This window comes from Mycolicibacterium stellerae, from assembly GCF_003719305.1.
Lineage (GTDB): Bacteria > Actinomycetota > Actinomycetes > Mycobacteriales > Mycobacteriaceae > Mycobacterium > Mycobacterium stellerae.
The window spans coordinates 79567-105062 of sequence record NZ_RARC01000002.1 but is presented as its reverse complement, the minus strand read 5'-3'; the positions used below and the strand labels follow the sequence as shown (position 1 = coordinate 105062).

Genomic DNA, 25496 nt, shown 5'->3' with positions numbered 1-25496 from the left:
CGTGTGGTCGTATCGGCTGGTGGCGCCGTACACCTTTGAGCGGGTGGATATTCCGGAGAAGACGCCCGAGTCGCTTGGGGACCGGCAGGTACTCGTCCGGTTCCTCGCTGCCGGGGTGTGCGGCAGTGACCTGCCGGGATTCCGCGGGGCGAAGGGCAGGCTGCCGGGCGACACCGGCACGAGTGCCGCTGAGATGGACGGCTTTCCGATCCACGAAATCGTGGGAGAGGTGGTGGCCAGTAGACACCGGAGTCACGGGACCGGTGACCGCGTCGTTGGCTGGGCCTCCGGATTCGACGGCATGATGGAGTACGTCGCCGCCGACGGCGACGGTCTAGCGCCGTACGACCAGGCGCTGGCCCCCGAGCATGCGGTGGCGCTGCAGCCGCTGGCCTGCGTGCTGTATGCCCTCGAGCAGCTTCCGAAGCTGAAGGGCCGCCATGTCGCCGTCATCGGCCAAGGCTCGATCGGGCTGCTCTTCTCATACGCGGCAAAGGCTTCTGGCGCACGCCGCGTCACCGGCGTCGATCCGATCGACCGCGATGCCGTCGCCACGGAGTTCGGGGTCGACACCGTGGTTCGTGCGACGAGCGACCGGTGGGTCAGCCATCTGCAACCGCACGACAAGCCCGACATCGTGATCGAGGCTGTCGGTCACCAAGTGGCGACGCTCGGCCATGCGATCGAGGCGGCGGCGTTGGGAGGCACGGTCTTCTATTTCGGGGTCGCCGACGACGACAGCTATCCGATCAGCATGCGCACCATGCTGCGCAACAACCTGACGCTGAAATCTGGTGTGACACTGGACCGTCGTCGGATGCTGTGCGCCGCCAACGAGTTCGCACGCGACCACCCCGATCTGCTTCCCGCCTACGTCACCCACACGTTTGGCGTCGACCAGGTCCAGGACGCGTTCGAGCTGGCCGCAAGGCCTGCGCGCGAACGCATCAAGATCGCGATCGTGTCATGACGGCAAGCAGACTTCGGGACGCGCTGGCGGCCAAGGAGCGGATCTTCGGCGGATGGGTGGTCGGACCCACCATCATCGGACCCGAGGAGTTCGCCGCGGCAGGCTACGACTACGTCGGATTCGACGTCCAGCACGGCTATCTCGACGACGCCGACGTCGCTCTGCTGTTGCGCAGGCTCGAACACGTGCCGGTCGCCACCGCGGTGCGCCTACCGACGCCCGACGCCGCGCCGATTGGCCGCGTGCTCGACGCGGGCGCCGACGCGGTCATCATCGCGATGATCGAATCACCCGAACAGGCCGCAGAGGCGGTGGCCGCCACCCGTTACGCGCCCGCCGGGGTGCGAAGTTTCGGCCCGCTTCGCGCGAGCCTGGGTGTCGACCCGGCGGCCCACGAGGCGAGGACGAGCGTGTTCGCGATGATCGAGACGGCACGAGGGCTCGCCGCCCTCGACGAGATCTGCGCCGTGGAAGGGCTCTCCGGCGTCTATGTCGGCCCCGCGGACCTGGCGATCTCGTTGGGGCACGCGCCGCTGGACGCCCTTGCCACGCCTGTGGTCGTCGACGCGGTGGCTCGAATCCAGGCCGCTGCGTCGGAGGCTGGCCTGGTGCCCGCCATCCACGCCAATGCAGGCAAACCCGGAAAGGCGATGGCCGAGATGGGCTTTCGGATGATCACGCTCGCTTCGGAATCCCAGGCGCTGCGGCGCGGCGCGGCCGAGCATCTGAAGGAGGCGCAGTGACGGAGCGAGTAGCGCTGGTCACCGGTGCCGCACGCGGACAGGGCGCGGCGATCGTCAGGCGATTGCTCGGCGACGGGTTCCGCGTCGCCGCCTGCGATGTGCGCGACGACGAGCTCAAGGCCTCCGTCGAATCCCTGGACGACGGTGCGGTTGTCGCCGTGCACCTCGACGTCACCTCCGAGGAGCAATGGGCCGCGGCAGTCGACGAGATCGTGGCCCGATTCGGGAGCCCGACGACCCTCGTCAACAATGCGGGCGTGCTGCACCGCACGCCACTTGCGGAGGAGACACCGGCACGCTTCGAGAGCAGTTGGCGGTTCAACTGCTTCGGTCCGTTCCTCGGAATCCGTGCGACGCTGAACCACCTGCGAGCGGCAGCCGGGGCGGCGGTCGTCAACACCTGCAGCACCGGCGCGATGCGGGCGTTTCCCAACCACGCCGCGTACGGGTCCTCCAAGTGGGCGCTGAGGGGTCTCACCCAGGTCGCCGCCGCCGAGCTTGCACCGTCGGGCATCAGGGTGAACGCCGTGTTCCCGGGTCCCATCGAGACGCCGATGCTCGACGAGGCGACGCAGGCCCGGCTCGCGGACCGGGCGCCGTTCGGGCGCATCGGAAAGCCGTCGGAGGTGGCCGACGCGGTCGCGTTTCTGGTATCCGAGCACGCATCGTTCATCACCGGCTCGGAACTCGTCATCGACGGCGGACAAATCCTGCAGATCGGATGATGCCAGTGGCCAAATCAGTCTCCGTGGGTGTGATCGGCGCCGGTCCTGGCGGGCTCGCGCTGGGAATCTTTCTGCGCAAGGCGGGCTTTCGCGACTTCACCATCTTCGACAGGGAGGACGGCGTCGGCGGTACCTGGCGCATCAACACCTATCCGGGGCTGGCCTGCGACGTCAAGTCTCACCTGTACTCGTATTCGTTCGACCTGAATGCGAACTGGTCGCGGCTGTGGTCGGGGCAGCCCGAGATCCTCGAGTATTTCGAACGCTGCGCGGATGCCTACCGGCTTGGCCCGCATCTCAAGCTGAACACCGAGATCATCTCCGCGCGGTGGGACGCCGACGCCGCCAAGTGGCAGTTGACGACGAAAACGGGGCAGCGGCATGCCTTCGACATCGTCGTTTCAGCGGTCGGCCTCTTCACCCAGCCCGCGCTACCTGACCTCGTCGAAGAGGAGCCGTTCACCGGCACGCTCATGCATACAGCGCGTTGGGACCACTCCGTGGATCTCCGCGACAAACGTGTCGCCGTCCTCGGCACGGGATCTACTGCGGCGCAACTCATTCCCGAGGTTGCCAAGCTCGCGCAGAAGGTGTACTCGGTTCAGCGCTCCCCGACGTGGATCCTTCCGAAGCCCGACCGCGCCTACACCGAGCGCGAGAAGTGGCTCTTCGCCCGCATCCCGTTCGCCAAGAAGCTGTACCGGACGCGGCTGTGGCTGCGCAGCGAGTCGAACATCGGTGTGATCGAGAACGGGAGCGAGAAGACCCAGGAATTCAAGGGGATTGCCCTGCGTCAACTCCAGGCGACGGTAGCCGATGAGGAGTTGCGGAGCCGGTTGACCCCAGACCACCCGTTCGGGTGCAAGCGACTGGTTTTCGCAACCGACTATTTGCAGGCGCTCACCAAGCCGCACGTCGAGGTGATCTCCAGCCCGGCGCGATATCTGCGCTCGCGGTCGCTGGTGACAGAGGATGGCGCCGAGCTCGACGTCGATATCGTGTTATGCGCCACCGGATATGCCGCCGCCGACTACCTCGGCCAGATCGATGTCGTCGGCGAAGATGGCGCCTCGCTGCATGAGACATGGAGCGACGGGGCGTATGCATACCTTGGCATGGCCGTTCCCGGCTTTCCGAACTTCTTCATGCTCTACGGCCCAAACACCAACGTCGGCTCCAACAGCGTCATCTTCATGCTCGAGGCGCAGGCCCGGTACATCGTGCGCACGCTCAAACACATGCGGCGCAAGGGTAAGTCCTACGTAGCGGTGCGGCCGGACGCGATGGCGACGTTCATCGCCAAGATCGACGAGTGGATGGAAGGCACCGTCTGGCTGACGCGATGCAGCAACTACTTTCGAGCCGCCAACGGCCGAGTGGTGACGCAGTGGCCGCGCAGCGCGAGGGTGTTCTGGTGGATGACGAGACGCTTCACCGCGCCGGACTACACCTTTGATCCGCCATCGCAGAGCACCGGTCCGCACGTGGATGCCCGAAGCGCGGCGAACCGTTGACGAGCGCGGCGCATCGGCTCGACCCGGCGCTGCGCCATCTCGAAGCGGCTCGCACCAACCTGGCGGCAGAGGCGTTGCACACACTTCGTGAGTCGCTGAACCAGCGTCGGGCCGTTGCCGCGGCCACGCTCGACACCGACGCGGTGGTGATCGAGGAGAAACGTGCGGCCGGTGTTTCGGTGCGCATTTATCGTGGCGGACCATCGTGTGCACCGGTCGTCGTGTATTGCCACTCAGGAGCTTTCGTTCTCGGCAACCTCGATGTGGACCACCGGCAGTGCGTGGAGCTCGCCGTTCGCGGTCGGTGCACCGTGATCTCGGTGGACTACCGGCTGGCGCCCGAGCACCCGTTTCCCGCAGCGCTCGAGGATGCCACGACCGTTCTCGATTGGGTCGTCGGCAACGGCACCGAATTGGACGTTGACACATCCCGGTTGGCCGTCGCGGGCAGCAGTGCGGGCGGGGCGCTGGCGGCGCGCCTTGTCCAGCGGGCGGCCGCCGGGTCGGCCCCGCGGGTCGTCTTCGGTCTGCTGCACCAGCCGGTGCTCGACGACCGGCCGACGCCGTCGAAGAACGAATTCGATACGACGCCTGGGTTCGACGCGCCTGCTGTCACGCTGATGTGGCAGCACTACCTCGCCGGACAGGCGCCTTCGGCTGATGCGGCTCCGGCCCGCGCCACCGAACTGGTCGGTCTGGCAAGCACATTGATCACCTGTTCGGAGCTGGATCCGCTCCGCGACGAGGCGATCGACTACGCGCGACGGCTCATGTCGGCGGGTGTTGCGGTCGAACTGCACGTGTTCGCAGGCACCTGCCACGGCTTCGACGCCTTTGTGCCGGGCTGGGAAGTGTCGGAGCAGTTGTTCGACATCCAGGGCGCGGCGCTGCGACGGGCGCTTCACACCTGAGGGCTGTGCGGAGCCGCCACTATCTGCCATGTGCCTGGACGCCGCGACCAGGTGCCGTTGTTGCGCTCCATGGTCGGTGTCGGGTCGAGCTGGACATCGACGGTGTCACTGTGACCCGCGGGCAGCTCGACGCGACGAAAGCCGATCAACTGCGGCACGGCGGGATGTGATTCTGAGTTCGCGGCGTAGATCTGCACGACCGTCGAGCCTGCCCGAGTGCCGGTGTTGGCGACGCGCACGGTTGCCACACCGTCCGCTTCGCTCAACGTGTGGTCGAGAAGAGTCATCTCGAAAGTGGTGTAGCCGAGCCCGAAACCGAACGGGAAGGCCGCGCAATTGCCGTCCTTGTCGAGCTTGCGCTGGCCCCACCAGGAGTCGTAGGTGACCGTCGACGCCTTCGCATCGAAGGCCGGAAGGTCTTCGGCTCGACGGGGGATGGCGACCGGTAGTCGCCCGCCCGGCTCTTGCGCGCCGGTCAAAACGTCGGCGATCGCGTGGCCGCCCTCCATGCCCGGATACCAACCGATGAGGATGGCGGGAACCGCGTCGCGCCAGGCCTCCATCAGAATGGTGCTGCCGCCGATCACGACCACCACTGTGCGTGGATTTGCCGCGGCGACCGCCGCGATCAGAGATTCGTCCTCGGCGCGCAATGTCAGGCAAGCGCGGTCACCGCCGCCGCCGAACTGGCCGAACAGCCCTGCGACCTTCTCGGTGACCTTGTCGAGCACGTGCCGGACAGGGCGGAGGGTGAACGGGAAGCCGAGCACATGCAACCCTGGCCCGCCTTCGGCGAACAGGCGTTCCCCTTCGTCGTCGGCGCCCAGTCCCACGACCACGACGACGGCGTCGGCGTCGGCGTCGGCATCGGCGTCGGCATGTACGACCTCGACGCCGGGCAACGCCTCGCGTAAACCCTGCAGCACGGAAACGGTGGACGGCGGATGCACAAGCGACGACCCGCGATCGCCGGTATTCGGCTGATCAGCGAGCCAGCCGATCACCGCGATGCGGCGCAGCGACGCAGGCAGCGGAAGCACGGGTGTTCCGTCAACGGGTTCGTTCTTGAGCAGAACGCTGCCCGCCACCGCGACTTCGCGGGCCAACGCGCGATGGTCGGTGCCTGCGACGAGCGCCGGTGACGGCTCGGCTTCGTCGCGCTGTGCGTAATGGGCAAGACACGTGCCCAGAATGCGACGCGCCGAGCGGAGCACGGTCTCGCGCGACACCCGACCGTCACGAAGCGCGGCGGGCAGGGTGCGGGCACGCAGAAGGCGCAGGGGCATTTCGATGTCCAAGCCGGCGTCGAGGCTACTCACGGCATCGTGGGTGCCTGCGACCCAGTCGCTGGTGACGAAGCCGGTGAAACCCCATTCGTCGCGGAGGATCTCGGTGAGAAGCACGTCGTTCTCGGCCGCGAAGGCGCCGTTGACCGAGTTGTAGGAACTCATCACCGAATCGGCTCCGGCATCGACGACGGTCTTGAAGTGGGGCAGGTACACCTCGTGCAGTGCGTGGTCGTCGACAACCACGTCGACGGTGAAGCGGGAATCCTCAATCGAATTGAGTGCGAAGTGCTTCACGCAGGCCATCACATTGCGACGCAGGCCCCGTGTCAGCCCCGCGCCCATCTGCCCTGTCAGCACCGGGTCCTCGCCGTAGCACTCCTGTGCGCGGCCCCATGCGGGATGACGTAGCAGATTGACGCACACCGCGCCCGAGTAGTTCGCGCCTCGGGCACGGGCCTCACGGCCCATCGCGAGGCCGACGCGCTCCTCCAGCGCGGGGTCCCACGTCGCCGCCCGCATGATCGTCACCGGAAACGCGGTCGAGCGTCCGATGACGACGCCGCGCGGGCCATCGCTGAACCGGATGCCCGGTATTCCGAGCCGCGCAATCGCGCCGCCGGCAACCGGACCGGATCTCATCATCCCCGCCAATCGGGGCACGGCACGCAGCGGAACGTCACCGTCGAGAAGCCACAACAGCTCGTCGTCGTCCATCTCCGCGATCAGCAGCTCGGCGGCGTCGGCTGCGGTGACGGCACCCGACCGGATTCTCGCTACGTATTCGTCAAACGTGGCGCACCTCGCTAACGGTCGAGTTCCCGCGCGATCGCCTCGTGACCGGCGTCGATGTGTGCGGGGGTGATGCGGCTTTGCAGGTTAGCAGAAGAGTGTGACGGCACCGACCTGTCCATCGATGTTTGCTAAATTCGTACGCCAGCACAATTGAGCAGTCTGTTTCGGGTCTGCAAGAAGTAAGGCTCAAGCAAATTGAATATTCAGGCGATGGCGGCAGCAGTCACCGAAATGACGATCTAAAAAATTGCATCGTACGGGGAATGCCTCTCGCGCGACGGTTACCCCGGCATCGGCGAGGCGAGCACGCGAATCCGCGCCGTTACGCGCGTTGCTGGCCATCCGAAGCTGGAGCGTTGATGGGCCCACGGCGCTCGGGCCGAAAACGGTTGTCGGGATCGCCGCCGAGTGCGACCAGTGATCCACCCCCTGACTTCACGATCTTGCCGACCAAATCCTCCTCGGGTCGCGTGGACATTCAAGATCGCTTTGCCGACGGATAATTCAAGATCAGTGGGGTCGAAGTGCCCGTTGAATCGCGGAGTGCGGGAGGTCGTATCCGCGACCGGAGTTCGTCCCAGCCCCGCCACACCACATTTCCACCGTTGCGGTCCCCACCAGCATCGGACGAGTGCTCTCCCACGTTTGGACAGTTAACTCGCCTGCCGGCACCCGACAATTTTGCCCAGCTGGTACAGGTTCACTAAAACGAGCACCGGATGAACCGAAATAACGATCATGATCATCGAAAAAGCGAATGGTCGGTTCATCCGGCTCGACCTTCGTTGTCCATCCGGCAAACGAACCAAAACAGCATTTTCCTTGTTGTTTATCGATCGGCGTGCGAGGCTTACCGTCAGGTGGGGGTTAGCTAGATATCAATTCACTCTGAGGGGGCTCTGTCATGGGGAAGCACAATAAAGCGCGGCGCAGCGTACGCAGCGGGCAAATCGTGGTCGCGGCGGCAGCTGCATCGGCGCTCGCGGGATGGGCGGCTCCAGTCGCCTACGCCGACGAAGGCGCCGAAAGCGATGCGGGCTCGAACCCCGTCAGCAAGACGGTCGGCGCGGTGCGGGGCGCAGTTGACTCCGTGGCGAAGACGGTGAGCGACGTCGGCGACTCGTTCCAGCGGACCGCGAGCGGCGCGCTGCAAGTCGGTTCCGGTGGCAACGGAACGTCCTCACTCATTCCGAAGGCGCCCAAGACGTCTGTCTCGTCATCGGGCGGTTTCATTCAAGCGGACCGACCCAAGGCGGCGGTGGTGCCGGATGCGAATGTTCGGCAGGCAGATGTGGCTCCAGCTCTTGCTCCGACCGACCTGACCAACGGCGTCGGGATTCCACCGAGCTTCGGCGGCGGGGGCAGCGGCAACGTCTTGTCCGGCAACAACGCATTCGGGCTCAACTATTACGACATCGGCGACAACAACGTCCTGACCGGCAACAACCTCGGCACGGGCCTGCAAGCCGTCTTCGCAGGGAATCGCAACACATTGGCCGGTAACCAGGTGATCTTCCCGACCAGCTTCGGCACCAACTTCGCGCAGATGGGCGACGACAACGGCAGCGCCGCGTTGAACACCGATTTGGACGATCTGCTGAACCTCAACTTGGTGTCGCTGCAGCCGTCGGGCACGAACTTCGTCGGCAGTCTGTTCAGCTATGGCAACAACACCTCGTTCATGGGCGACGACAACCAGGGCACGAACAACAACATCATGCTCGGGGCGTTCAACCTCGGTAACAACATGCACTTGACCGGAACCGACAGCGACGGCTCAGGGAACAACCTCGTCGCAGGCATCGGCAACCTCGGCAACAACATGTCGTTCATCGGTCACGACAGCGCGGGTTCGGGGAACAATTCCCTCATCGGCACCGGTGGCTTCGCCAACAACCTAGGTATCGTCGGTAACGACAGCGACGGTTCCGGCAACAACGCCAACACGTCGTTGTTCGGTGGTTTCGCGCAGAACTTCGTGGTGATCGGCAGTGGCGCTGATGGCTCGGGAAACAACGACAACACTGCGTTGTTCGGCGGATTCGCCCAGAACATCGCGCTCGTGGGCGATGGGGCTGACGGGTCAGGGAACAACAGCGGCGTATTCAACTTCGCGCTGATCGGCGGAGGAGTCGACGGCGCGGGGAACAACAACGGTCTGTTCAATGTCGCGATCTTCCCCGGCGCCGGTGAAGGCAACTGCAACGGCCCCGCCTGCTTCAACTTCTTCGGCGCACAGTTCGGGAACTGACCCGACTTTACGGATAGGCGTGAAAGTGTCACGCTAGCGGGGATGGACTTCTCGAGAGTTGCGCTGTCCGAAGACGACGAATCGTTCAGGGACGACCTCCGGTCGTTCCTGAACGACATCGTGACCGACGAGGTCATTGCGCGCGACCGGGAGACCGGTGAGAACTTCGACGAGGGCGTGCACATGGCGCTCGGCGCCGCCGGCTACCTGGCCGCCGATTTCAAGTCCGAAGCAGATGGCGGCTTCAGCCGGCTGCGTAAACGCATCTGGGACCTCGAGATAGGCCGCGCGCGCACGCCGTGGTTTCACTGGGGGACGACGGCGATGGTCGCGCGGGCGGTCGACCGGTTCGGCTCGGCCGAGCTCAAGGATGAGGTGCTGGAGAAGACCCTGTCCGGCCATTTCCGGCTGTGCCTGGGATACACAGAGCCCGAGGGTGGCTCCGACGTCGCGACCTGCAAGACGCGTGCCGTGCGCGACGGCGAGGGCTGGATCATCAACGGCTCGAAGATGTTCACCTCGAATGCGCACAACGCCTCCTATGTCTTCCTGGTGACCAATACCGATCCCGATGCGCCGAAACACCAGAGCCTCACCATGTTTCTGGTCCCGCTTGACTCGCCCGGCGTCGAGATCCAGGCCCTCCGAACGGTCGACGGTGACCGCACCAATATCACCTATTACAGCGACGTTCGCATCGACGATCGATACCGGATCGGCGAGGTGAACGGCGGCTGGGCGGTGCTGCGCGAAGCGCTCAACGACGAGCACGGCACGGTCGAGCGCCTCGACGACGGATTGCAGAAGGTGGCGGTGATGTCCGAACACGTTCTGCTGCTTGCCGAGGCCGCGGACAAGGTGGCCGCCTCAGCGGCCGACGAGGACTCGGTGAAGTACCGGTTGGGCCGCGGCATTGCCCGCATGGAGGCGGCGATGAGCACACCCGACATGTTCGGCCGGGTTGCGAATGCGCAGATCATGCGCGATGTCGCACCCGAGTTGATGGACATCATGGGGGTGGCGTCCAGCCTGCCGGTCGGCGAGAAGGGTGCGATCGGCGACGGTGCAGCCGAGTACGTGTTCCGGTTGGCAGGCCCGACGGGGATCTACGGAGGGACGCTCGAGGTGTTCCGCAATATGATCGCCCAACACGCGCTCGGCCTCGGCAGGCCGAACTACTCGCCGCCGGTGAAGAAGACCCTCTAGAGCCCGGCGATCACTTCCGACGCCAGAAGTTCGAGGGTCTGGTCGGATCCGCGATCGTGGGTGAACAGCACGATCTGTCCGAATCCCATGTCCTGCAGTTCGCGAAGGCGCTCGACGATGGCTGGCGGCGTGCCGATCAAGCCGGCCTCGTGAAGGCCGAACGCCGGTATCCCGAACCGTTTTTCGGCGAGCTGTTGCACACCCGGCAGCGACGCGTCGTCGGGTGCGAGCGCCATCACCGCCTCGATGGACATCACGATCGTGGCGGGGTCGCGGCCGATGTCGTCGCAGACCTTTTTAAGGACCGAGATTTTGTGGTCAAGCTCGCCGAGCGCGTACGTGGGCACGTTCCAGACATCGGCATACTGCGCGACCAGGGGCAGCGTGTACTTCTCGCCGACGCCACCCACCACGATCGGTGGCCTTGGCTGCCGAACCGCGCCGGGCTTGATCGGCATGTCCCGCACGGTGAAATGCTTGCCCGCGAAATCGACCCGCTCGTCGGCGAATGCCTGGTGCAGTATCTCCAGCGTTTCACCGAGCCGCTCGGACCGCTGCGCGAACGTGCCCCAGTCCAGGCCGACGCGGGCATGTTCATCCTCGATGGAGCCGCTGCCAATGCCGAGTGCAAGGCGTCCGGCCGAGATCTGGTCGAGGGTCGTCGCCATCTTCGCGAGCACCGCGGGATGGCGAAACTGGTTGCACAACACCATGTGTCCGACCTGGATGCGTTCGGTGCTGCTGAGCAATGCGGTGGCCAGTGTCCACGCCTCGAGCGAGGGATAGTCGGGGGCACCGGGCCCGTACAGGTGATCGTAGAGCCACAGCGAGTCGATGCCGAGCTCTTCACATCGCAGCGCGCGATGTAAGACGTCGGCGTAGCTGAAGCCCATCTGCGGCAGGTACACGCCGATCTCGGCCCTGGTCATCTGCCTCGCCTCCCGCTCGCTGCGATCCTCACTCGCGCTCGCCTTTGGGGTCATCTCCGTAGTTCCAACCTTCCGTGGGTGATGGTGGTGGCGCCACCTGCGGTCGCCTCGAAAGCCAACGAACGTTGTTCGACGCCATAGGCATTCACCGTCAGGTCGCACCCCAACGGGGTGGCAGAGGCGAATCGCACCGCCACGCGTGCGACCATGCCCGGATCGTCGACGCCGAGTATGCCGAGCATGCGGTGCGTGCAGATCGCCATCGTGGCTAGGCCGTGGGCGAAAACGAAGTCGAATCCAGCGGCGCGCGCCGCCTCGATGTGGAAATGGTGTGCCGACCAATCGCCGGACACCTCCGCGTAGCGGTGTGCGGTCTGCCCCTCGATGCGGTGACTGGTCGATCCGAGCGGGTTGGCTCGTGCGGTATCGGGAAAGCGGTGCTCGGCGGGCATCGTGCCGAGATCGGGCAGTCCGTCGAGGCCGAGCAGCACCATCGTCCACCATTGCTCGACCGCCGGCAGGCCGTCGGCGTCGATCTGCTCGAGGTGCACCGTGACCCGGGTCCCCGCCCGAGATGCCCGCATCCCCGAGATCTGCGACCAGGTGGTCAACGACTCCCCGGGGACGAGCGGTCTGTGCAGCACGATGTCGTGTTCACCGTGCACGCCGCCGCGTACCCGCGCCCAGGCCTCCTCGGGTATGTCGGCCCTCGCGGTCTCCACGGCGGTGAAGACGAGGATGACGGGGAAGATCGCCGGGACCGCCGCCCCGGCCGCCACCGACGCGGTGTCGTCGCCGGTCGCCGCGGCGTAGGCCGAAATGGCTTCGGGATCCAGGTGCCCGGGGTACGGGCCGTGCCGCCCGGGGTTGACCGTCATATGAGTGGCATGGTAACGACATTCTCACGTTTGGAGAAGGTAATTCTGGAAGGCGGCCGTTGATGCGGTTCACGTTCACCCACCCGATGCACAGCCACCCCTACAACCCGGAGCTGGTCCAAGGGGCGGGTATCGCGACGGTCGCGGCGGCGGCGGAGGCCGCGGGGTTCCACGGCTTCGGGTTCACCGACCATCCGGCGCCGTCGCAGCGGTGGTTGGAGGCCGGCGGACATGACGCCGTCGATCCGTTCGTGGCCATGGGGTTCGCCGCGGCGCGGACCACGACGCTTCGGCTGATCCCCAACATCGTGGTGCTGCCCTACCGCAACCCGTTCGTGGTCGCGAAAGCCGGTGCGACGCTGGACTTCCTCTCCAATGGCCGGTTCACCCTCGCCGTCGGTGTCGGCTATCTGAAGCGTGAGTTCGCCGCGCTCGGCGTCGAATACGACGAGAGGGCTGCGCTTTTCGAGGAGGCGCTCGAGGTCATCCGCGGCATCTGGACCACCGACGACTACTCGTTTCAGGGACGTCACTTCTCCGCCAAGGGCATCACCGCGCACCCGCGTCCGGTGAGCAAGCCGCATCCGCCGATCTGGATCGGCGGCAACACGGGCGCCGCGCGGCAGCGGGTTGCGGCATTCGGTGACGGTTGGTGTCCGTTCCCCGCCCCCGCCGTTCTTGCTCAAACCGCTCGCACCGCGGCACTGGACTCCGTTGACGCGCTCGCCGACGGCATCGCCGATCTGCGGCGGCGCTGCGACGCCGCGGGCAGGGACTGGTCCACGATCGACATCACCTTCAGCAATCTCGGTGGCGGGTCGCCCGGCGACGACCACTTCAACGCCGACGCCTATATGTCCGGGCTGGAAAAGCTTGCGGCGGTTGGTGTCACCTGGGTCCAGGTGCAGGTGCCGGGGGACAGCCTCCAGCATGCGGTGGAAGCGATCGGGCTGTTCGGCAGCTCGGTCATCGCCTCCGCGTGACGCTCAGGCGTATGCGGTGATCCTCGCGATCAGTGCGACTTGACCGTCGGCGCCGACAGCCTTTGCCTCGGCGACGCCGCTGCGCCTGCCGACGCGCAGCGCGGTGCCCGCGTAGCGGGAGTCGCCACCGCTGACGAACTGGCGCAGATAGTTCACCCGAAGCGACGCGGTTCGCAGCGGCGCTTCGGCGCGGCCTGCGTTGAGGACGGCCGAGGCCGCCAGCTCGAGTCCCGCGGCCGACACTCCGCCGTGCACGATACCGAGGGTGTTGTTCAGCACCGAATTCTCGCGCTGGTGGATCACGTTCGCATCGTCGACGTTGATCGCCATGATCTCGACCAGCTCAGTCGGCCGCCGGCCGTCGACAAGCTCCGTCGGCCATTCCTGAGGGAATTCGCCGGGGTGGCTGATGTACACCGATCGGACCGTTCCGATGCCGATCACCGTGTCGCCGATGGTGATTTCGCAACAGCCGAGCGCTGAGGTCGGGCCCCTGCCGCCCGTGGGCCGGGCGGTTGCGACCGCAGGCAGCTCCGGGTTGTCCCCGACGACCTGCAGGGCGTCCGGGGTGAGCTCCAGCGTCAACTCGCTGGTCAGCGTCCACTCGTCGGAGCCACGACGGTAGTGGTTGACCAGGCCGGCTGCGTGGTCGACCAGCACCGCCAAGGGGCCAACGGTCGGTGCGCCGGTCACCGGATTGATCAGGCCGGCCAGCGGCATCGAGCTGACGTACGGATCGGCGCTGTCCACGATCGGCGCAATGCCGAATCGCCCTAGAGCGGTGTTCGGCGGATACGCGATGGGTGCTTCGGTCACTTCATCACCCGCCGCGACACTTTCTCGAGGATCCATCGGATGCGATCGGAAATGTAGATGGCCACAAGGCCGTTGAACACGTCTTCGCGCAGTCGGGTGAGCGTCGAGCTGGTGAAGACCCACCGCCCGTCGACCTTCTCGTAAGTCTCGGTGTAGTGGCCGTAGCCGCGAAGATTCACGCCGGGCCCGAACCGGACCACGTCCTCCAATGCCCACACGCCGCGCGCGGTCGTCGGGGATGTCAACTCGATCTCTGGAGCATGGACCTGGTGAACGGTCGCCTGGTTACGCAGGCTTTTTCGGGTGAAGGCGACGAATTCGTCGGCGCCGCGGATCACCTTGCCGCCGGCAGCTGACGTGTCGCTGCGGAAGTCGTCGGTGAAGAGGTCGCGCCAGGCCTGCCAGTCCTTGGTGTCGAGCAGCCTGCAGTAGCGGGCCTTTAGGTGTTTGATCGCCTCGATCTCGAGCAGGGTGGCGCTGTCATCCATGGCGATGAGGGTGACACTTAGGCCATAATTTGTAAAGCTGGCCGGCAATCCTCCCACCGGATGTCAGCGGGCGCCATTCGCCTGTAGGTCGAGCGCGATATCGACGATCATGTCCTCTTGACCGCCGACCATGCCACGCCTGCCAGCCTCTTCGAGCAATGTCCGTGCGTCGACGTGGTAACGCGCGGCTGCCGATTCCGCGTGCCGCAGAAAGCTCGAATAAACGCCGGCATAGCCCAACGTCAACGTCTCGCGGTCTACGCGGACCGGTCTGTCTTGCAGCGGGCGAACCAAATCGTCGGCGGCGTCCTGCAACGCGTGCAGGTCGCAACCGTGGCTCCAGCCAAGGCGACTGGCGGTCGCGATGAAGACCTCCAGCGGCGCGTTCCCGGCGCCCGCGCCCATTCCGGCCAGGGATGCGTCGACGCGAATCGCCCCGTGCTCTACGGCGACGACGGAGTTCGCGACGCCAAGTGACAAGTTGTGGTGGGCGTGGATTCCTATTTCCGTCGCGGGAGCAAGGGTTTGGCGCAGCGCGTCAACGCGGTCAACGACGTCGCACATGGCCATCGCACCGCCGGAGTCGACGACGTAGACACATGTCGCGCCGAAGCCCTCCATCAATTTGGCTTGCTCGGCCAGCGCCGCGGGGGTGGACATGTGGCTCATCATCAGGAACCCGACGGTGTCCATACCGAGCTCGCGCGCGGCCGCGATGTGCTGGGCGGAAATGTCGGCTTCGGTGCAGTGGGTCGCGACACGTACGACCGTAGCGCCGGCGCGGTGAGCGTCCTTGAGGTCGTGCACGCTGCCGATACCGGGCAACAGCAGGGTCGCGATCTTGGCGCGGCGGACGGCGCCCGCCACGGCTTCAATCCATTCCAGGTCAGTATGGGCCCCGAAGCCATAGATGCAGCTGGAGCCGGCGAGGCCGTCGCCGTGGGCGACCTCGATCGAGTCGACGCCAGCCGCATCGAGTGCCGCCGCGATCGCACTAACCTGTCGAACGCTGTATTGATGACGCACGGCATGCATGCCGTCGCGCAGAGTGACATCGCTGATGTACAGCTCTTGAGTCATGATCGGGCTCCGGCTGTTTGGGTGCTGTGTCTGGCGATTCGTTCGGCGGTCGCGGTCGCCGCCGAAGTCATGATGTCGAGGTTTCCCGCGTAGGCGGGTAGGTAGTCCGCCGCCCCGGTCACCTCGAGCATCGCGGTGACCCGGGTACCGGTGAACTTTCCGGTCCCAGGGATGTGAAGTGGGCTGCCGCTACCGAAAGTTTCGAACTGCACCCGTTGCTTGAGTCGATACCCGGGCACATACCCGTTGACCTTGTCGACAATCTCGGTGATGGATTGCTCAATGGCCTGATGATCGGAGTCTCCGTCGACGAGGCAGTACACCGTGTTGCGCATCAGAATCGGCGGATCGGCCGGGTTGAGGACCATCACCGCCTTGCCGCGGAGTGCGCCGCCGACGACCTGTAGTGCGGTAGAGGTGGTTTCGGTGAACTCGTCGATGTTGGCGCGTGTTCCCGGTCCCGCGGACTTCGCGGAAATCGACGATACGATCTCGGCATACGAGACGGGCCCGCATTTCGTCACCGCTGCGACGATGGGCACGGTCGCCTGCCCCCCGCACGTGACCATGTTGAGGTTTTCAGCGTTGAGGTGCTCGTCCAGGTTGACGGCCGGCACGCAGAACGGCCCGATCGAGGCAGGCGTGAGATCGAGCATCCGCACGCCGGTGTGCAGTAGCTTGCTCCAATTCGCGCGGTGCGCTGCTGCCGAGGTCGCGTCGAAAACAAGCTTGATGTCGTCGAAGTTCGGCATCGCCAGTAACCCGTCGACACCGTCGGCGGTGGTTGGCACCCCCATCCGATCGGCGCGGGCAAGGCCGTCGGAGTCAGGGTCGATCCCCACCATAGCGGCGACGCGCAGCGGACCGTCGCTGCGAAGGATCTTGATCATCAGGTCGGTTCCGATATTGCCCGAGCCGACGATGGCGACCGGCCATTCGGGTGACGGTGTCATCGCTTCGCGCTGCTTTCCGTCACCAGTCGCCGGGCGGTGTCGTAGATCGCGCGGCCGTGCAGCTCGAACAGCGCTACTAGATCCACGGTGTCGCCGCCGATCTCATTGGCGATGAACAACCCGTCGGCGCCCGCCATCGCATACGTCGCCAGCTGATGGACGTCGGCGTCGGACAGTTCGGGCATTACCCCGGCGAAATTCGCAACCAGCTGGTCAAATGCTTTGGCACGGACCTGGATGAACATCGTCCTGGCACGCGCTTCCACCGGTCGGCGCTCGAGCGCAAGCATCAACCCCAGCCGGATGAAGTCGGGCGAGTCCCGTAGTGCCTTTGCGGTCTGCGTCGCAATGCCTTCGAACTTTTCCTTCGCATCCCCGTACTCGGGCAGCTGCCAAGCCGACAGCCACTCGCCGAAGCTGCGTTCGATCACCGCGGCGATCAGGTCGTCCTTGTCCTTGAAATGCCAGTAGATGGAGCTGGCAGGCAGTCCGCACGTCTTGCTGACCAGCCCGATGCTGGTGCCCTCGTAGCCGCGTTCGGCGGCGATCACGGTGGCGGCATCGAGGATCCGTTCGCGGGAGAGCTCGCCGTCAGCTCGCCGTTGGCGGGGCTTGGTCATTGACATCTCCTGGGGTCTTGACTCTGTAGTGATCACTACATTACCGTAGCGATCACTACAGAACAAGTTTCCCGGCGAGAGAGCACGAAATGAGCAATGCGGACACCTACGACGTGGCGGTTATCGGTTACGGGCCGACCGGCGCAACGGCGGCAAACCTGCTGGGCCGAATGGGGTTGAAGGTGATCGTGATCGAGCGCGATCCCGACGTTTACGGCCGCGCACGGGCGATCTCCACCGATGACGAGGTCATGCGGATCTGGCAGTCGGTGGGTTTGGCCGACCGACTTCAGCAGGACATGCTGCCCAACCGGCCGTTGAACTTCGTCGATGCCGAATGTGCGCCGTTCATCGACATGAAGATCGCCTCGCGCGGGACCGGGCATCCACCCCAGCAGTTCCTCTACCAGCCGGCGGTCGATGCTGTGCTGCGCGACGGCGTCGCCCGCTTCTCGAACGTCGAGGTGCTGCTCGAACACGAATGCCTGCGCGTGCTGACCAAGGGCGATGGCGTCGAGCTCATGGTGGCCGACCTGCGCACAGACTCCTTCAAGCGGATCCACGCGTGCTATGTCATTGCCGCCGAGGGTGGTTCGTCGCCGACCCGTGGCCAGTTGGGCGTCGGCTATTCGGGCCGCACGTACACCGAGCGATGGGTCGTCATCGACACCGAAGTGCTGAAGGAGTGGGACGCCCACGATCGGCTCCGGTTCCACTGCAACCCAACGCGTCCCACGGTCGACTGCCCAACCCCGCTGGGTCACCACCGGTGGGAGTACCCGGCGCGCACCGACGAAGACGAGCAGAGCCTGCTGCGCGAGGAGGCGATCTGGAAGGTCCTCGGCGACCAGGGCATCACGCCCGAGAACGTGAAGATCCTGCGGGCCGTGATCTACAGCCACCATGTGCGGGTCGCCGACCGCTGGCGGGTGGGACGGGTTTTCCTGGCTGGTGACGCCGCGCATGCGATGCCGCCTTGGATCGGCCAGGGCATGTCCGCCGGTGTGCGCGACGTGGCCAACCTGTGCTGGAAACTGGCCGCGGTGCGCAGCGGCAATGCGCCCGATTCTCTGCTCGACTCCTACCAAAGCGAACGCAAACCGCACGTCACCGAGGTGACGCGGCGGGCATGCCTGATGGGCAGGATCATCACCGAGCGCAACCGGATCCTCGCCACGGCGCGAAACCACGTGTTCCGTGCGCTGTCGCGACTGCCAGGTGTGAACTCCGCTCTCGTGAAGATGACCTGGATCCCCGACGCGCGCTACCGCGAGGGTTTCCTCGCCGACAGCGACCACCCCGCGGTCGGCTGGCAGATACCGCAACCGTGGGTGACGGGCCCCGACGGCGTCAAGGTCCGCCTCGACGACATCCTCGATGGGCAGTGGGCCGTCCTGTACACCGATTCACCGCCGGCCGGCGCGCAAGCCTGGGCCGAACTGGGCGCACCGATGATCCGTGTCACCGAACCCACATTGGTCCGCTGGCTGCGTCGAAGGAAGGCCGACGCCGTCGTGCTGCGTCCAGACGGATTCATATATGCCGCAAGTCGATCCGCGCAGCCGCTGCCAAGGCCTAGCGCTGTCACCTCGATCAGAACCGGAGTCGCCGCATGACCACCTCGAACCTGACAGAACACACCGTCACGGTCAACGGAAAGCCGATCTTCGCGGCCGAAGCCGGAACCGGGCCAGCGGTCGTCATGTTGCACGGCGGAGGACCCGGTGCTTCGGGCGTCTCCAACTACTCGCGCAACATCGACGCTTTGGCCCGCCATTTCCGCGTCATCGTCCCCGATATGCCCGGCTACGGTCGTTCGGCGAAGGGCGTCGACCACGATGACCCGTTCGGCTACCTCGCCGCCGCGATCCGCGGTCTGCTCGACGGACTCGGCATCGACACCGCGCACCTGATCGGAAACTCCTTGGGCGGTGCTGCTGCCCTGCGGCTGGCGCTCGGCACCCCCTGGCGCGTCGGCAAGCTGGTGTTGATGGGACCCGGCGGCATCGGCACCACAAGGGGGCTGCCGACCGCGGGACTGAAAAGCCTGATGTCGTATTACGGCGGGGACGGGCCGAGTCGCGCCAAGCTGGAAACGTTCATCCGCACGTACCTGGTGTACGACGGCGCCTCGGTGCCAGACGATTTGATCGACCTGCGGTATGCGGCGTCGATCGATCCCGAGGTGGTCGCCGACCCGCCCTTGCGCCGACCTTCGGGGCCGTCGGCGCTGCGCACGCTGTGGCGGATGGACCTCACCCGCGACCGCCGCCTGAAAGAGCTTCAGACGCCGACCCTGGTGCTGTGGGGGCGCGACGACAAGGTGAACCGTCCGTCCGGCGGACCGAAGCTGGCTAATTTGATGCCGAACGCCGAGCTGGTGATGACATCACACACCGGCCACTGGATGCAGTGGGAACGCGCCGAGCTGTTCAACCAACTCGTCGCCGATTTCTTGAGCTCGGATTCGAGGCTGGGCAATGGCTGACGTCTTCGGCAACGTCCATCTCGGTTATGTCGTGGTCGAGACGGAGAAGTTCTCCGACTGGCGGAGGTTCGGCCGCGACGCCGTCGGCATGCATATGGACGACGGCCTCGACGACACGGTGCGGTTCCGGCTCGACGACAACGAGTGCCGGTTCCTGCTGCGGCGTGGCCCCGCCGAGGACGTCACCGCGCTCGGCTGGCAGCTCGACGACCACGACACGTTTGACGAGGTCCTGGCCCGCGTCACCGGCCACGGTGTGCCCGTCACCGAGGGAACCGACGACGAAGCCGCCCTACGCGGCGTCGAACGACTGGTCCGCTTCCCCGGACCCAACGGTCTTTTCCAAGAGGTCTTCACCCGGGCGCACACCGGCACGGCGCCTCTTCAGATGGCAACGCGGGCAGGCTTCGTCACGGGGGAGTCGGGGCTCGGCCACGTCGCCGTCACGTCGACGAAGCCCCACCAGATGCGCGGCTACTACAACACCGTGTTCGATGCGCGGCTCTCCGACTACATCGACGAGACGATCAGCGGCGTCAAGTTCAAGATCCGGTTCCTTCGGGTGAACGAGCGCCATCACTCCGTCGCGATCGCCGCGGTGAACCGGTTGCCGATCAACCCGATTCGCACCCGTGTTCAGCACGTCAACGTTCAGGTCGCCGACCTCGACGACTTGACCGCGTCCTATCAGCGAGTCAAGGAACTGGGCTTCGACATGGCGCTGGCCGTGGGGCAGCACACCAACGACAAGGAACTGTCCTACTACGCGATGACGCCGTCGGGCTTCGAATGGGAGGTCGGGTGGAACCCGATCGTCGTCGACGAAACCACCTGGGAGCCCACCACATACCAGGGAATCAGCATCTGGGGTCACACCCCCGAGGGACAGACGATCGTCGACAAGCTCGCCCAGTTCCGCAACGGCGTCCGGTCGCTGCTGCACCGCGAGGACGACGTTCGTGCCCTCGCAGGCGCAGGCATCCCCGACGACTGACCGAGGAGGCTCAGTTGAGGACGAGCTTGAGCGGCAGGTGTTCGTGGCGCCGGATGATGTTGTTGATCGCCCATGTCGGCTCGGCCGTCAGCTCGATCCGGTCGACGCGGTCCACCAGTGCGCGCAGCATCGCCGAGGTCTCCATGCGCGCCAGGCTCTGACCGGCACATGCATGAGCGCCCTGGCCGAAACCGAGATGGCGGTTGGCGTCGCGGCGGATGTCGAATGTATCCGGGTTCTCCCATTCGCGTTCGTCGCGGTTGGCCGACGCGTAGATCACCAGCACACGCGCGGCCGCCGGTATCGGGACACCGGCCACTTCTGTGTCAAAGCCGGTGTGGCGGGCGAACGCACGCAGCGGGGACTCGAAACGAATGATCTCGTTGACCGCGTTCGCGATCAGTGACGGATCGTCCTTGAGGAGCTGCCACTGCTGCGGGTGGGTCGCGAACAGGTACAGCGCGCCGGAGATGGCGCTGATGGTGGTGTCGAGTGACGGCGCAATGTAGTCGATCATCAGCGGCGCGCATTCGGCGTGAGACAGCTTGCCCGCGTCCGCTGCGGCCAACAGCTCGTGGGCCATGCTCCCCTCGATGACGCTTCGATTGCGTACCACCCGGCGGGCGAACCTCAGCATCTGCAGAGTTGCCGGAATCGATCTGACGGACTGTTTGTTCAGCGGCCCGATGACGTTGAATGTCGCTGCGCCCCAAGCTAATAGGTTGTCGCGCTCGTCGCGCGGCCAGCCAACGAGGTCGGGCACCACCGCGTGGGGCAATGCGGAGGCCAGATCGGCGACACCGTCGACCTCGCCGCGCTGCAGTGCGGCGTCGACGACATCGGCCGCCAACCGGTCGACGTTTTCGCTGATGGTCCGCAGAGCACGGGGGAGCAGTCGGTGGGCGACCAGTTTGCGGCGCTGATCGTGTTCGGCGCCGTCGCTTATGAGCGTGGTGCCGCGGGACAACCGGTTGGTGAAGGGATTGAGCGCGACTCCATCGCCCGAGATGAAGGTCTTGTCGTCGCGAAGCACGGCCTTGCACTCGGCGTATCGAGGAAGCGCATACAGCCGGTGCCGCGACAGCCAGACGACGGGGCCGTGTTCGCGCAGCCGCGCATAGTGCGGATACGGATCGATGATCGCGTCGGTCGTGTAGATGTTCGCCGGGTATGCGGGGACGTCGTTGGATACCTTGGTGCGCATTACTTTTGCCCTCCTGGCAGTGTGAAGCGCGGTACCGCGTCGCACAGCTCGTCGATCTGCCCACCCGCCCGCATCACCGTTCGGTCCGGCCGAACGATCGCTGCGGCGGCGTGACCGCGCCGCAGCCAGTCGGCGAGATCCGTGTCTGCCCCGGCGATGTGGAATGCGGCGCCGCGCTGCTGCAGGCGCGCTCGTTGCTCGGCACCAACCGGCACCGCGCAGATGAGAGCGAAGCCGCTGCCGAGGGTCTCGTCCAGCCGTCGGCCGTCGGGAAGAACCGGGTTCGGGCATAGCTTTCCCGCCAGCCCCCCGCGCCTGCGCGATCGGTGCACAAGCGCCGAGCGGCGCAGCGCAGGCGTGCTGCTGTCAACGACCTTGTCGCTCAGGCCGGGGATGCGGTGAATCCGCGGAACGACGACGCGGCGAATCAGATTGCCGAGCTTCCCGCCCGACGTCATCGACCGTCCGACGTTGAGCGCCAGTCGGATCAGGGCGCGGGTGTGTGGTTTGCGCTCCTGCTCGTAGCTGTCCAGAACGTCTTGGGGAAGGTCACCGGCCAGGACGGCGGCCAGCTTCCACGACAGGTTCACCGCATCTCGCAGGCCGGCCCCCATGCCCTGCCCGATGAACGGCGGGGTGAGATGGGCGGCGTCGCCGAGCAGAAACACGTTGCCGCGCCGCCACATATCCGCGATCTGAGCGCGAAACGTGTACTCCGTGACGCGGATCAGCTCCAGTTCGTCGTCCGCGGCGTGCGCGGTCCACGGCGCGATGAGAGGTTTGAGCGCCGTCAGGCTTGCGTAGTCGTCGGCGGTCTCGCCGGGCAACAACCGAAACTCCCAGCGGTAACGGGTGTCACCGATCCGCATATAAGTGCCTGCGCGCTCGGGGTCGCACACCTGGTGCACGCCTTCCCACTGGTCGAGGTCGGCGTCGGTGGCGACGTCGGCAACCAGCCAGCGCTGCTGGAACTTCAGATCTCGCATGGTGGAACCGATCCCGGCGCGCACGACACTGTTGGCGCCGTCGCAGCCGAGCACATAGTCGGTCTCCACCACGTGTTCGCGGCCGTCGGTACGGTCGGTGAACGCAACCCGGACGCGTCCGTCGCCCTGGTCGGTGATCCCGGTGACCTCGGTGTCACCGCGAAGCGTCGCATGCGGGTGGCGCTTGAGGTTGTTGCGCAGCAGCACTTCGAACTCCGGCTGGTCGAACATGTTGGCCTGCGGGAATCCGTTGGCGCTCCGCGCGGTGTCGCGCCGGAACTCGGCCAGCACGCGCATCGTGTCGTCCAGCAGTCGAAGTCCGTGAGCGGGTCGCGAGATCGCGGCGAACTCGTCGGCGATGCCGAGGCGGGCGACGATCCGGTAGATCTCGTCGTCGAGGTGAACGGCGCGGGGTTGCGGGTACACGTCGGGCCATCGGTCGAGCACGAGGCTGTCGATTCCGTACTGTGCGAGCAGCGTCGCGGCGGTGACGCCCGTCGGGCCTGCGCCGACGATCACGACCGGCACTCGGGCGACGCCGAGCGTCACTCGTATCTCACGACCGTGCGCTGGGAGCCCAGATCGATCGCACCGTCATCGGTGGCGACGCCGAGTTCCACGACATCGCCGGCCCGAAGGTACTTGGGGTTGCTGGCCTGCCGCTTGAAGAACACCTTCCACTTCACGGCGGGCGGCAACAGGTTGCCGATCATCTCGATTGGTTTGGGCGGGGCGCTGAGCGCGGTGCCCGCGGGGGTACCGGTCATCACCAGATCGCCTGCGTCCAGCCGCTGAAAACGGGAAAGTGCCTGCAGTGCCTGCAGCGGGCGGTAGATCATGTCGCCGCCGACGACCATGTTCTGCCGGACCTCGCCGTTGACCCTCAGCTGCAGTCTCAGATCGCCGAATCGCTTGAGCTCGTCGGCGTCGAGCAGCACAAGGGCGGGGCCGACCGGCGTGAAGGAGGGGTAGGACTTGGCCTCGTAGAACTGGGTCTGGGGGAGCTGGACGTCACGGGCGGACACATCGTTGGTGACGACGAGGCCGGCGATGTAGTCGGGCAGGTTCTCCTCGGTGACGGTTGTGCCCACCGGGAACTCGCGCCCGATGACCAGACCGATCTCCACCTCGTAGTCCAGGAGGCGGACGTGAGCGGGTTTGACGATGTCGTCGACGGGCCCGCTGATCGACCCGGATGTCTTGCGGAAGAACGTCAGCGGGATCGATGCCGGGTTCATCCCGGAGTCGCTCACATGTGACGCGTAGTTGGTCATCTGCGCGACGACGCGGCACGGCGCCGTGACGGGTGCTGCCAGCGTCAGGCTTTCGACGGGTACGGTATCGCGACTGTGGGCTGCCGCGTCGACGGCGGCGCGGTCGGCGAGCAGGTCCGCGGTGGTCGTCGCAGTGGTCGCGACTTTCGAGGCGCCAGTGGGGGTTTGGACCCACCAGGCGTCGGCGGTGCGGAGGATGGAAGTGGTCATGAGTTGGCTACTTTCAGTAGGCCGCGCAGGCGGGTGAGGGAGAATTCGTTCTTGCTGCGGAGTGCGTTGACGACCGCGCGCGCCTCGTGCGGCAGCGCACTGGGGTTGATGCCGAGAAAGTCCTTGGTGACCGGAGGGCCCCACTGGGCCAGGCCCGTCGCGGTGAATTGCGCCCATCCGGGTTCCAGGGTGTTGTCGAACATGTCGCCGTCGGCGAAGTGCTCGACCAGGAAGCCGTCGGGATCACGCCAGTAGTCGAAGAGCTGGCTGCCCTGGATGTGACGGCCGATGCCCCAGGACCGGAAATAGCCGAGCTCTGCGAGGTACTCACCGCCGGCTGCGAGCGCATCGAGGTCGCACACCTGATAGGCGGAGTGCACGTAGCGGTCGGCCGGTCCCAACGCGAGCGCGAGAGTGTGGTGGTCGGCGGGGTCCGAGCCGCGGTCGCAGCGGATGAAACTCATCACCGGCCCTCGGGCGCGCTGGCCAGGGTAGAAGAGGAAGTCGCTGACGATCATTCCGAGGGTGTCGAGGTAGAAATTGAGCGTCTCGGTGTACCTGGTCGTCTGCAGCACGACATGTCCGAGCCGTTGAACACGTGCCGCCACCCGGGGCGGGCGTTGGGTGGCATTGGTGCGGTTGAGTTCGCGGCCGACATTGAAGACGTGCGGCTGCTGATGCGCCAGCTCGGGAAGCTCGTGCGTGCCCGCCACCACGCGGACGGGCAGTCCGCTCGGATTGACGAGATCGACGCAGATTCCTCCGAGGGATTCCGGCAGTGGCTTCGTCGGTGCCCGCGCGACATCGGCCAGCCGCAGCACGTCGACCTCATCGACGGCCCGAAATGCGGTCCCGACGAACCGCGACCGATCACCGCGGCGCAGCAGCACGCACGGCGCACCGGCGTCGGCGCCGCGTAGCTGCAGCTCGTCGGGGGTACGCATGACAATCGCGAAGCCGAACGCGCGGGCGAACGCCTCGGCACGGTCCAGATCGGGCTTCTCGAACTCGAGCCACGCGATGTCGGCGACCTTGATGACCGGATTGCGCCCCCGTCCGGAGTGTTCCCCCGGCAGCGCGCCCTGCTCGCTGTGCAGCTCGTTATGGGCGCCGACAGTGCCGCTCATCAGAACCTCCCCTAGCAAAGTTGACGAAATCGTCACATGGGATGACAGTATCAGTCAATAGGTTC

24 protein-coding genes are annotated in these 25496 nt (G+C 65.8%); 11 read left to right on the top strand and 13 right to left on the bottom strand.

The genetic code is table 11. The annotated features are described in order from the left end of the window. The first annotated feature begins 1 nt into the window (after position 1). From D6M19_RS03325 to D6M19_RS03310, 5 genes are read left to right on the top strand one after another with little or no spacing between them, the layout of a single operon-like run. The gene (locus D6M19_RS03325) at positions 2 to 970 is read left to right on the top strand and encodes a zinc-binding dehydrogenase (RefSeq protein ID WP_123023756.1); all 969 of its coding nucleotides are present in this window, start codon (positions 2 to 4) and stop codon (positions 968 to 970) included. Beyond that, the gene (locus D6M19_RS34700; RefSeq protein ID WP_234834684.1) at positions 967 to 1713 is read left to right on the top strand and encodes an HpcH/HpaI aldolase family protein; all 747 of its coding nucleotides are present in this window, start codon (positions 967 to 969) and stop codon (positions 1711 to 1713) included. The genes D6M19_RS03325 and D6M19_RS34700 overlap by 4 nt, the downstream gene beginning before the upstream one ends. Next, on the top strand, positions 1710 to 2438 hold the full coding sequence (locus D6M19_RS34695; protein WP_234834683.1) for an SDR family NAD(P)-dependent oxidoreductase: 729 nt from the start codon (positions 1710 to 1712) through the stop codon (positions 2436 to 2438). Before D6M19_RS34700 ends, D6M19_RS34695 begins: the two co-directional genes overlap by 4 nt. After that, positions 2438 to 3952, top strand: coding sequence for a flavin-containing monooxygenase (locus tag D6M19_RS03315; RefSeq protein ID WP_234834682.1), 1515 nt, complete (start codon positions 2438 to 2440; stop codon positions 3950 to 3952). Before D6M19_RS34695 ends, D6M19_RS03315 begins: the two co-directional genes overlap by 1 nt. Further along, positions 3949 to 4863 (top strand): alpha/beta hydrolase, encoded by a 915-nt coding sequence (locus tag D6M19_RS03310; RefSeq protein ID WP_123023753.1) that lies wholly within the window; start codon positions 3949 to 3951, stop codon positions 4861 to 4863. The genes D6M19_RS03315 and D6M19_RS03310 overlap by 4 nt, the downstream gene beginning before the upstream one ends. Here the strand turns inward: D6M19_RS03310 and D6M19_RS03305 are convergent. After that, positions 4854 to 6866, bottom strand: coding sequence for a glycoside hydrolase family 3 protein (locus D6M19_RS03305; RefSeq protein WP_123023752.1), 2013 nt, complete (start codon positions 6864 to 6866; stop codon positions 4854 to 4856). The two genes, D6M19_RS03310 and D6M19_RS03305, sit on opposite strands and share 10 nt — an antisense overlap. Positions 6867 to 7266: 400 nt before the next feature. Beyond that, the gene (locus D6M19_RS34120) at positions 7267 to 7422 is read right to left on the bottom strand and encodes a hypothetical protein (protein WP_164478312.1); all 156 of its coding nucleotides are present in this window, start codon (positions 7420 to 7422) and stop codon (positions 7267 to 7269) included. Positions 7423 to 7848: 426 nt separating this feature from the next. On the opposite strand from D6M19_RS34120, the gene D6M19_RS03300 reads away from it, so the two are divergent. Both D6M19_RS03300 and D6M19_RS03295 read left to right on the top strand, forming a co-directional pair. Continuing rightward, the gene (locus D6M19_RS03300; protein WP_123023751.1) at positions 7849 to 9195 is read left to right on the top strand and encodes a hypothetical protein; all 1347 of its coding nucleotides are present in this window, start codon (positions 7849 to 7851) and stop codon (positions 9193 to 9195) included. A 42-nt stretch (positions 9196 to 9237) separates the two neighbouring features. After that, positions 9238 to 10401, top strand: coding sequence for an acyl-CoA dehydrogenase family protein (locus D6M19_RS03295; RefSeq protein ID WP_123023750.1), 1164 nt, complete (start codon positions 9238 to 9240; stop codon positions 10399 to 10401). Here the strand turns inward: D6M19_RS03295 and D6M19_RS03290 are convergent. Then, complete coding sequence (locus tag D6M19_RS03290; protein ID WP_123023749.1) at positions 10398 to 11330, bottom strand: LLM class flavin-dependent oxidoreductase; 933 nt, start codon at positions 11328 to 11330, stop codon at positions 10398 to 10400. The two genes, D6M19_RS03295 and D6M19_RS03290, sit on opposite strands and share 4 nt — an antisense overlap. Before the next feature lie 50 nt (positions 11331 to 11380). Next, positions 11381 to 12208, bottom strand: a complete 828-nt coding sequence (locus D6M19_RS03285; RefSeq protein ID WP_123023748.1) for a MaoC/PaaZ C-terminal domain-containing protein — start codon at positions 12206 to 12208, stop codon at positions 11381 to 11383. Positions 12209 to 12270: 62 nt separating this feature from the next. Between D6M19_RS03285 and D6M19_RS03280 the strand changes: the two genes are divergently transcribed. Next, on the top strand, positions 12271 to 13191 hold the full coding sequence (locus D6M19_RS03280) for an LLM class F420-dependent oxidoreductase (protein WP_123023747.1): 921 nt from the start codon (positions 12271 to 12273) through the stop codon (positions 13189 to 13191). Positions 13192 to 13194: 3 nt separating this feature from the next. Here D6M19_RS03280 and D6M19_RS03275 read toward each other — a convergent pair whose 3' ends face one another. From D6M19_RS03275 to D6M19_RS03255, 5 genes are all read right to left on the bottom strand, one after another. Beyond that, on the bottom strand, positions 13195 to 14007 hold the full coding sequence (locus tag D6M19_RS03275; RefSeq protein WP_234834681.1) for a PaaI family thioesterase: 813 nt from the start codon (positions 14005 to 14007) through the stop codon (positions 13195 to 13197). Beyond that, the gene (locus D6M19_RS03270; protein WP_123023746.1) at positions 14004 to 14495 is read right to left on the bottom strand and encodes a nuclear transport factor 2 family protein; all 492 of its coding nucleotides are present in this window, start codon (positions 14493 to 14495) and stop codon (positions 14004 to 14006) included. Before D6M19_RS03270 ends, D6M19_RS03275 begins: the two co-directional genes overlap by 4 nt. Before the next feature lie 63 nt (positions 14496 to 14558). Continuing rightward, the gene (gene dmpG / locus D6M19_RS03265; RefSeq protein ID WP_123023745.1) at positions 14559 to 15575 is read right to left on the bottom strand and encodes a 4-hydroxy-2-oxovalerate aldolase; all 1017 of its coding nucleotides are present in this window, start codon (positions 15573 to 15575) and stop codon (positions 14559 to 14561) included. Then, positions 15572 to 16528, bottom strand: coding sequence for an acetaldehyde dehydrogenase (acetylating) (locus tag D6M19_RS03260; RefSeq protein ID WP_123023744.1), 957 nt, complete (start codon positions 16526 to 16528; stop codon positions 15572 to 15574). Before D6M19_RS03260 ends, dmpG begins: the two co-directional genes overlap by 4 nt. Further along, on the bottom strand, positions 16525 to 17154 hold the full coding sequence (locus D6M19_RS03255) for a TetR/AcrR family transcriptional regulator (protein ID WP_123023743.1): 630 nt from the start codon (positions 17152 to 17154) through the stop codon (positions 16525 to 16527). Before D6M19_RS03255 ends, D6M19_RS03260 begins: the two co-directional genes overlap by 4 nt. 83 nt (positions 17155 to 17237) lie before the next feature. On the opposite strand from D6M19_RS03255, the gene D6M19_RS03250 reads away from it, so the two are divergent. From D6M19_RS03250 to D6M19_RS03240, 3 genes are read left to right on the top strand one after another with little or no spacing between them, the layout of a single operon-like run. After that, positions 17238 to 18764: a bifunctional 3-(3-hydroxy-phenyl)propionate/3-hydroxycinnamic acid hydroxylase gene (locus D6M19_RS03250; RefSeq protein ID WP_123023742.1), complete on the top strand. Its 1527-nt coding sequence runs from the start codon at positions 17238 to 17240 to the stop codon at positions 18762 to 18764. Further along, positions 18761 to 19636, top strand: a complete 876-nt coding sequence (locus D6M19_RS03245; protein WP_123023741.1) for an alpha/beta fold hydrolase — start codon at positions 18761 to 18763, stop codon at positions 19634 to 19636. The genes D6M19_RS03250 and D6M19_RS03245 overlap by 4 nt, the downstream gene beginning before the upstream one ends. Next, complete coding sequence (locus D6M19_RS03240; RefSeq protein ID WP_123023740.1) at positions 19629 to 20630, top strand: VOC family protein; 1002 nt, start codon at positions 19629 to 19631, stop codon at positions 20628 to 20630. The genes D6M19_RS03245 and D6M19_RS03240 overlap by 8 nt, the downstream gene beginning before the upstream one ends. A 10-nt stretch (positions 20631 to 20640) precedes the next feature. Here the strand turns inward: D6M19_RS03240 and D6M19_RS03235 are convergent, their stop codons facing one another. Genes D6M19_RS03235 through D6M19_RS03220 form a run of 4 tightly spaced genes read right to left on the bottom strand, consistent with a single transcriptional unit; the run spans position 20641 to position 25431 of the window. Beyond that, entirely contained in the window at positions 20641 to 21834 is a 1194-nt protein-coding gene (locus tag D6M19_RS03235) for a cytochrome P450 (protein ID WP_123023739.1), read from the bottom strand. Further along, complete coding sequence (gene mhpA / locus D6M19_RS03230) at positions 21834 to 23369, bottom strand: bifunctional 3-(3-hydroxy-phenyl)propionate/3-hydroxycinnamic acid hydroxylase MhpA (RefSeq protein WP_234834680.1); 1536 nt, start codon at positions 23367 to 23369, stop codon at positions 21834 to 21836. The genes D6M19_RS03235 and mhpA overlap by 1 nt, the downstream gene beginning before the upstream one ends. Beyond that, positions 23366 to 24304, bottom strand: a complete 939-nt coding sequence (locus D6M19_RS03225; protein WP_123023738.1) for a fumarylacetoacetate hydrolase family protein — start codon at positions 24302 to 24304, stop codon at positions 23366 to 23368. Before D6M19_RS03225 ends, mhpA begins: the two co-directional genes overlap by 4 nt. After that, the gene (locus tag D6M19_RS03220) at positions 24301 to 25431 is read right to left on the bottom strand and encodes a VOC family protein (protein ID WP_123023737.1); all 1131 of its coding nucleotides are present in this window, start codon (positions 25429 to 25431) and stop codon (positions 24301 to 24303) included. Before D6M19_RS03220 ends, D6M19_RS03225 begins: the two co-directional genes overlap by 4 nt. Positions 25432 to 25496: the final 65 nt, after the last annotated feature.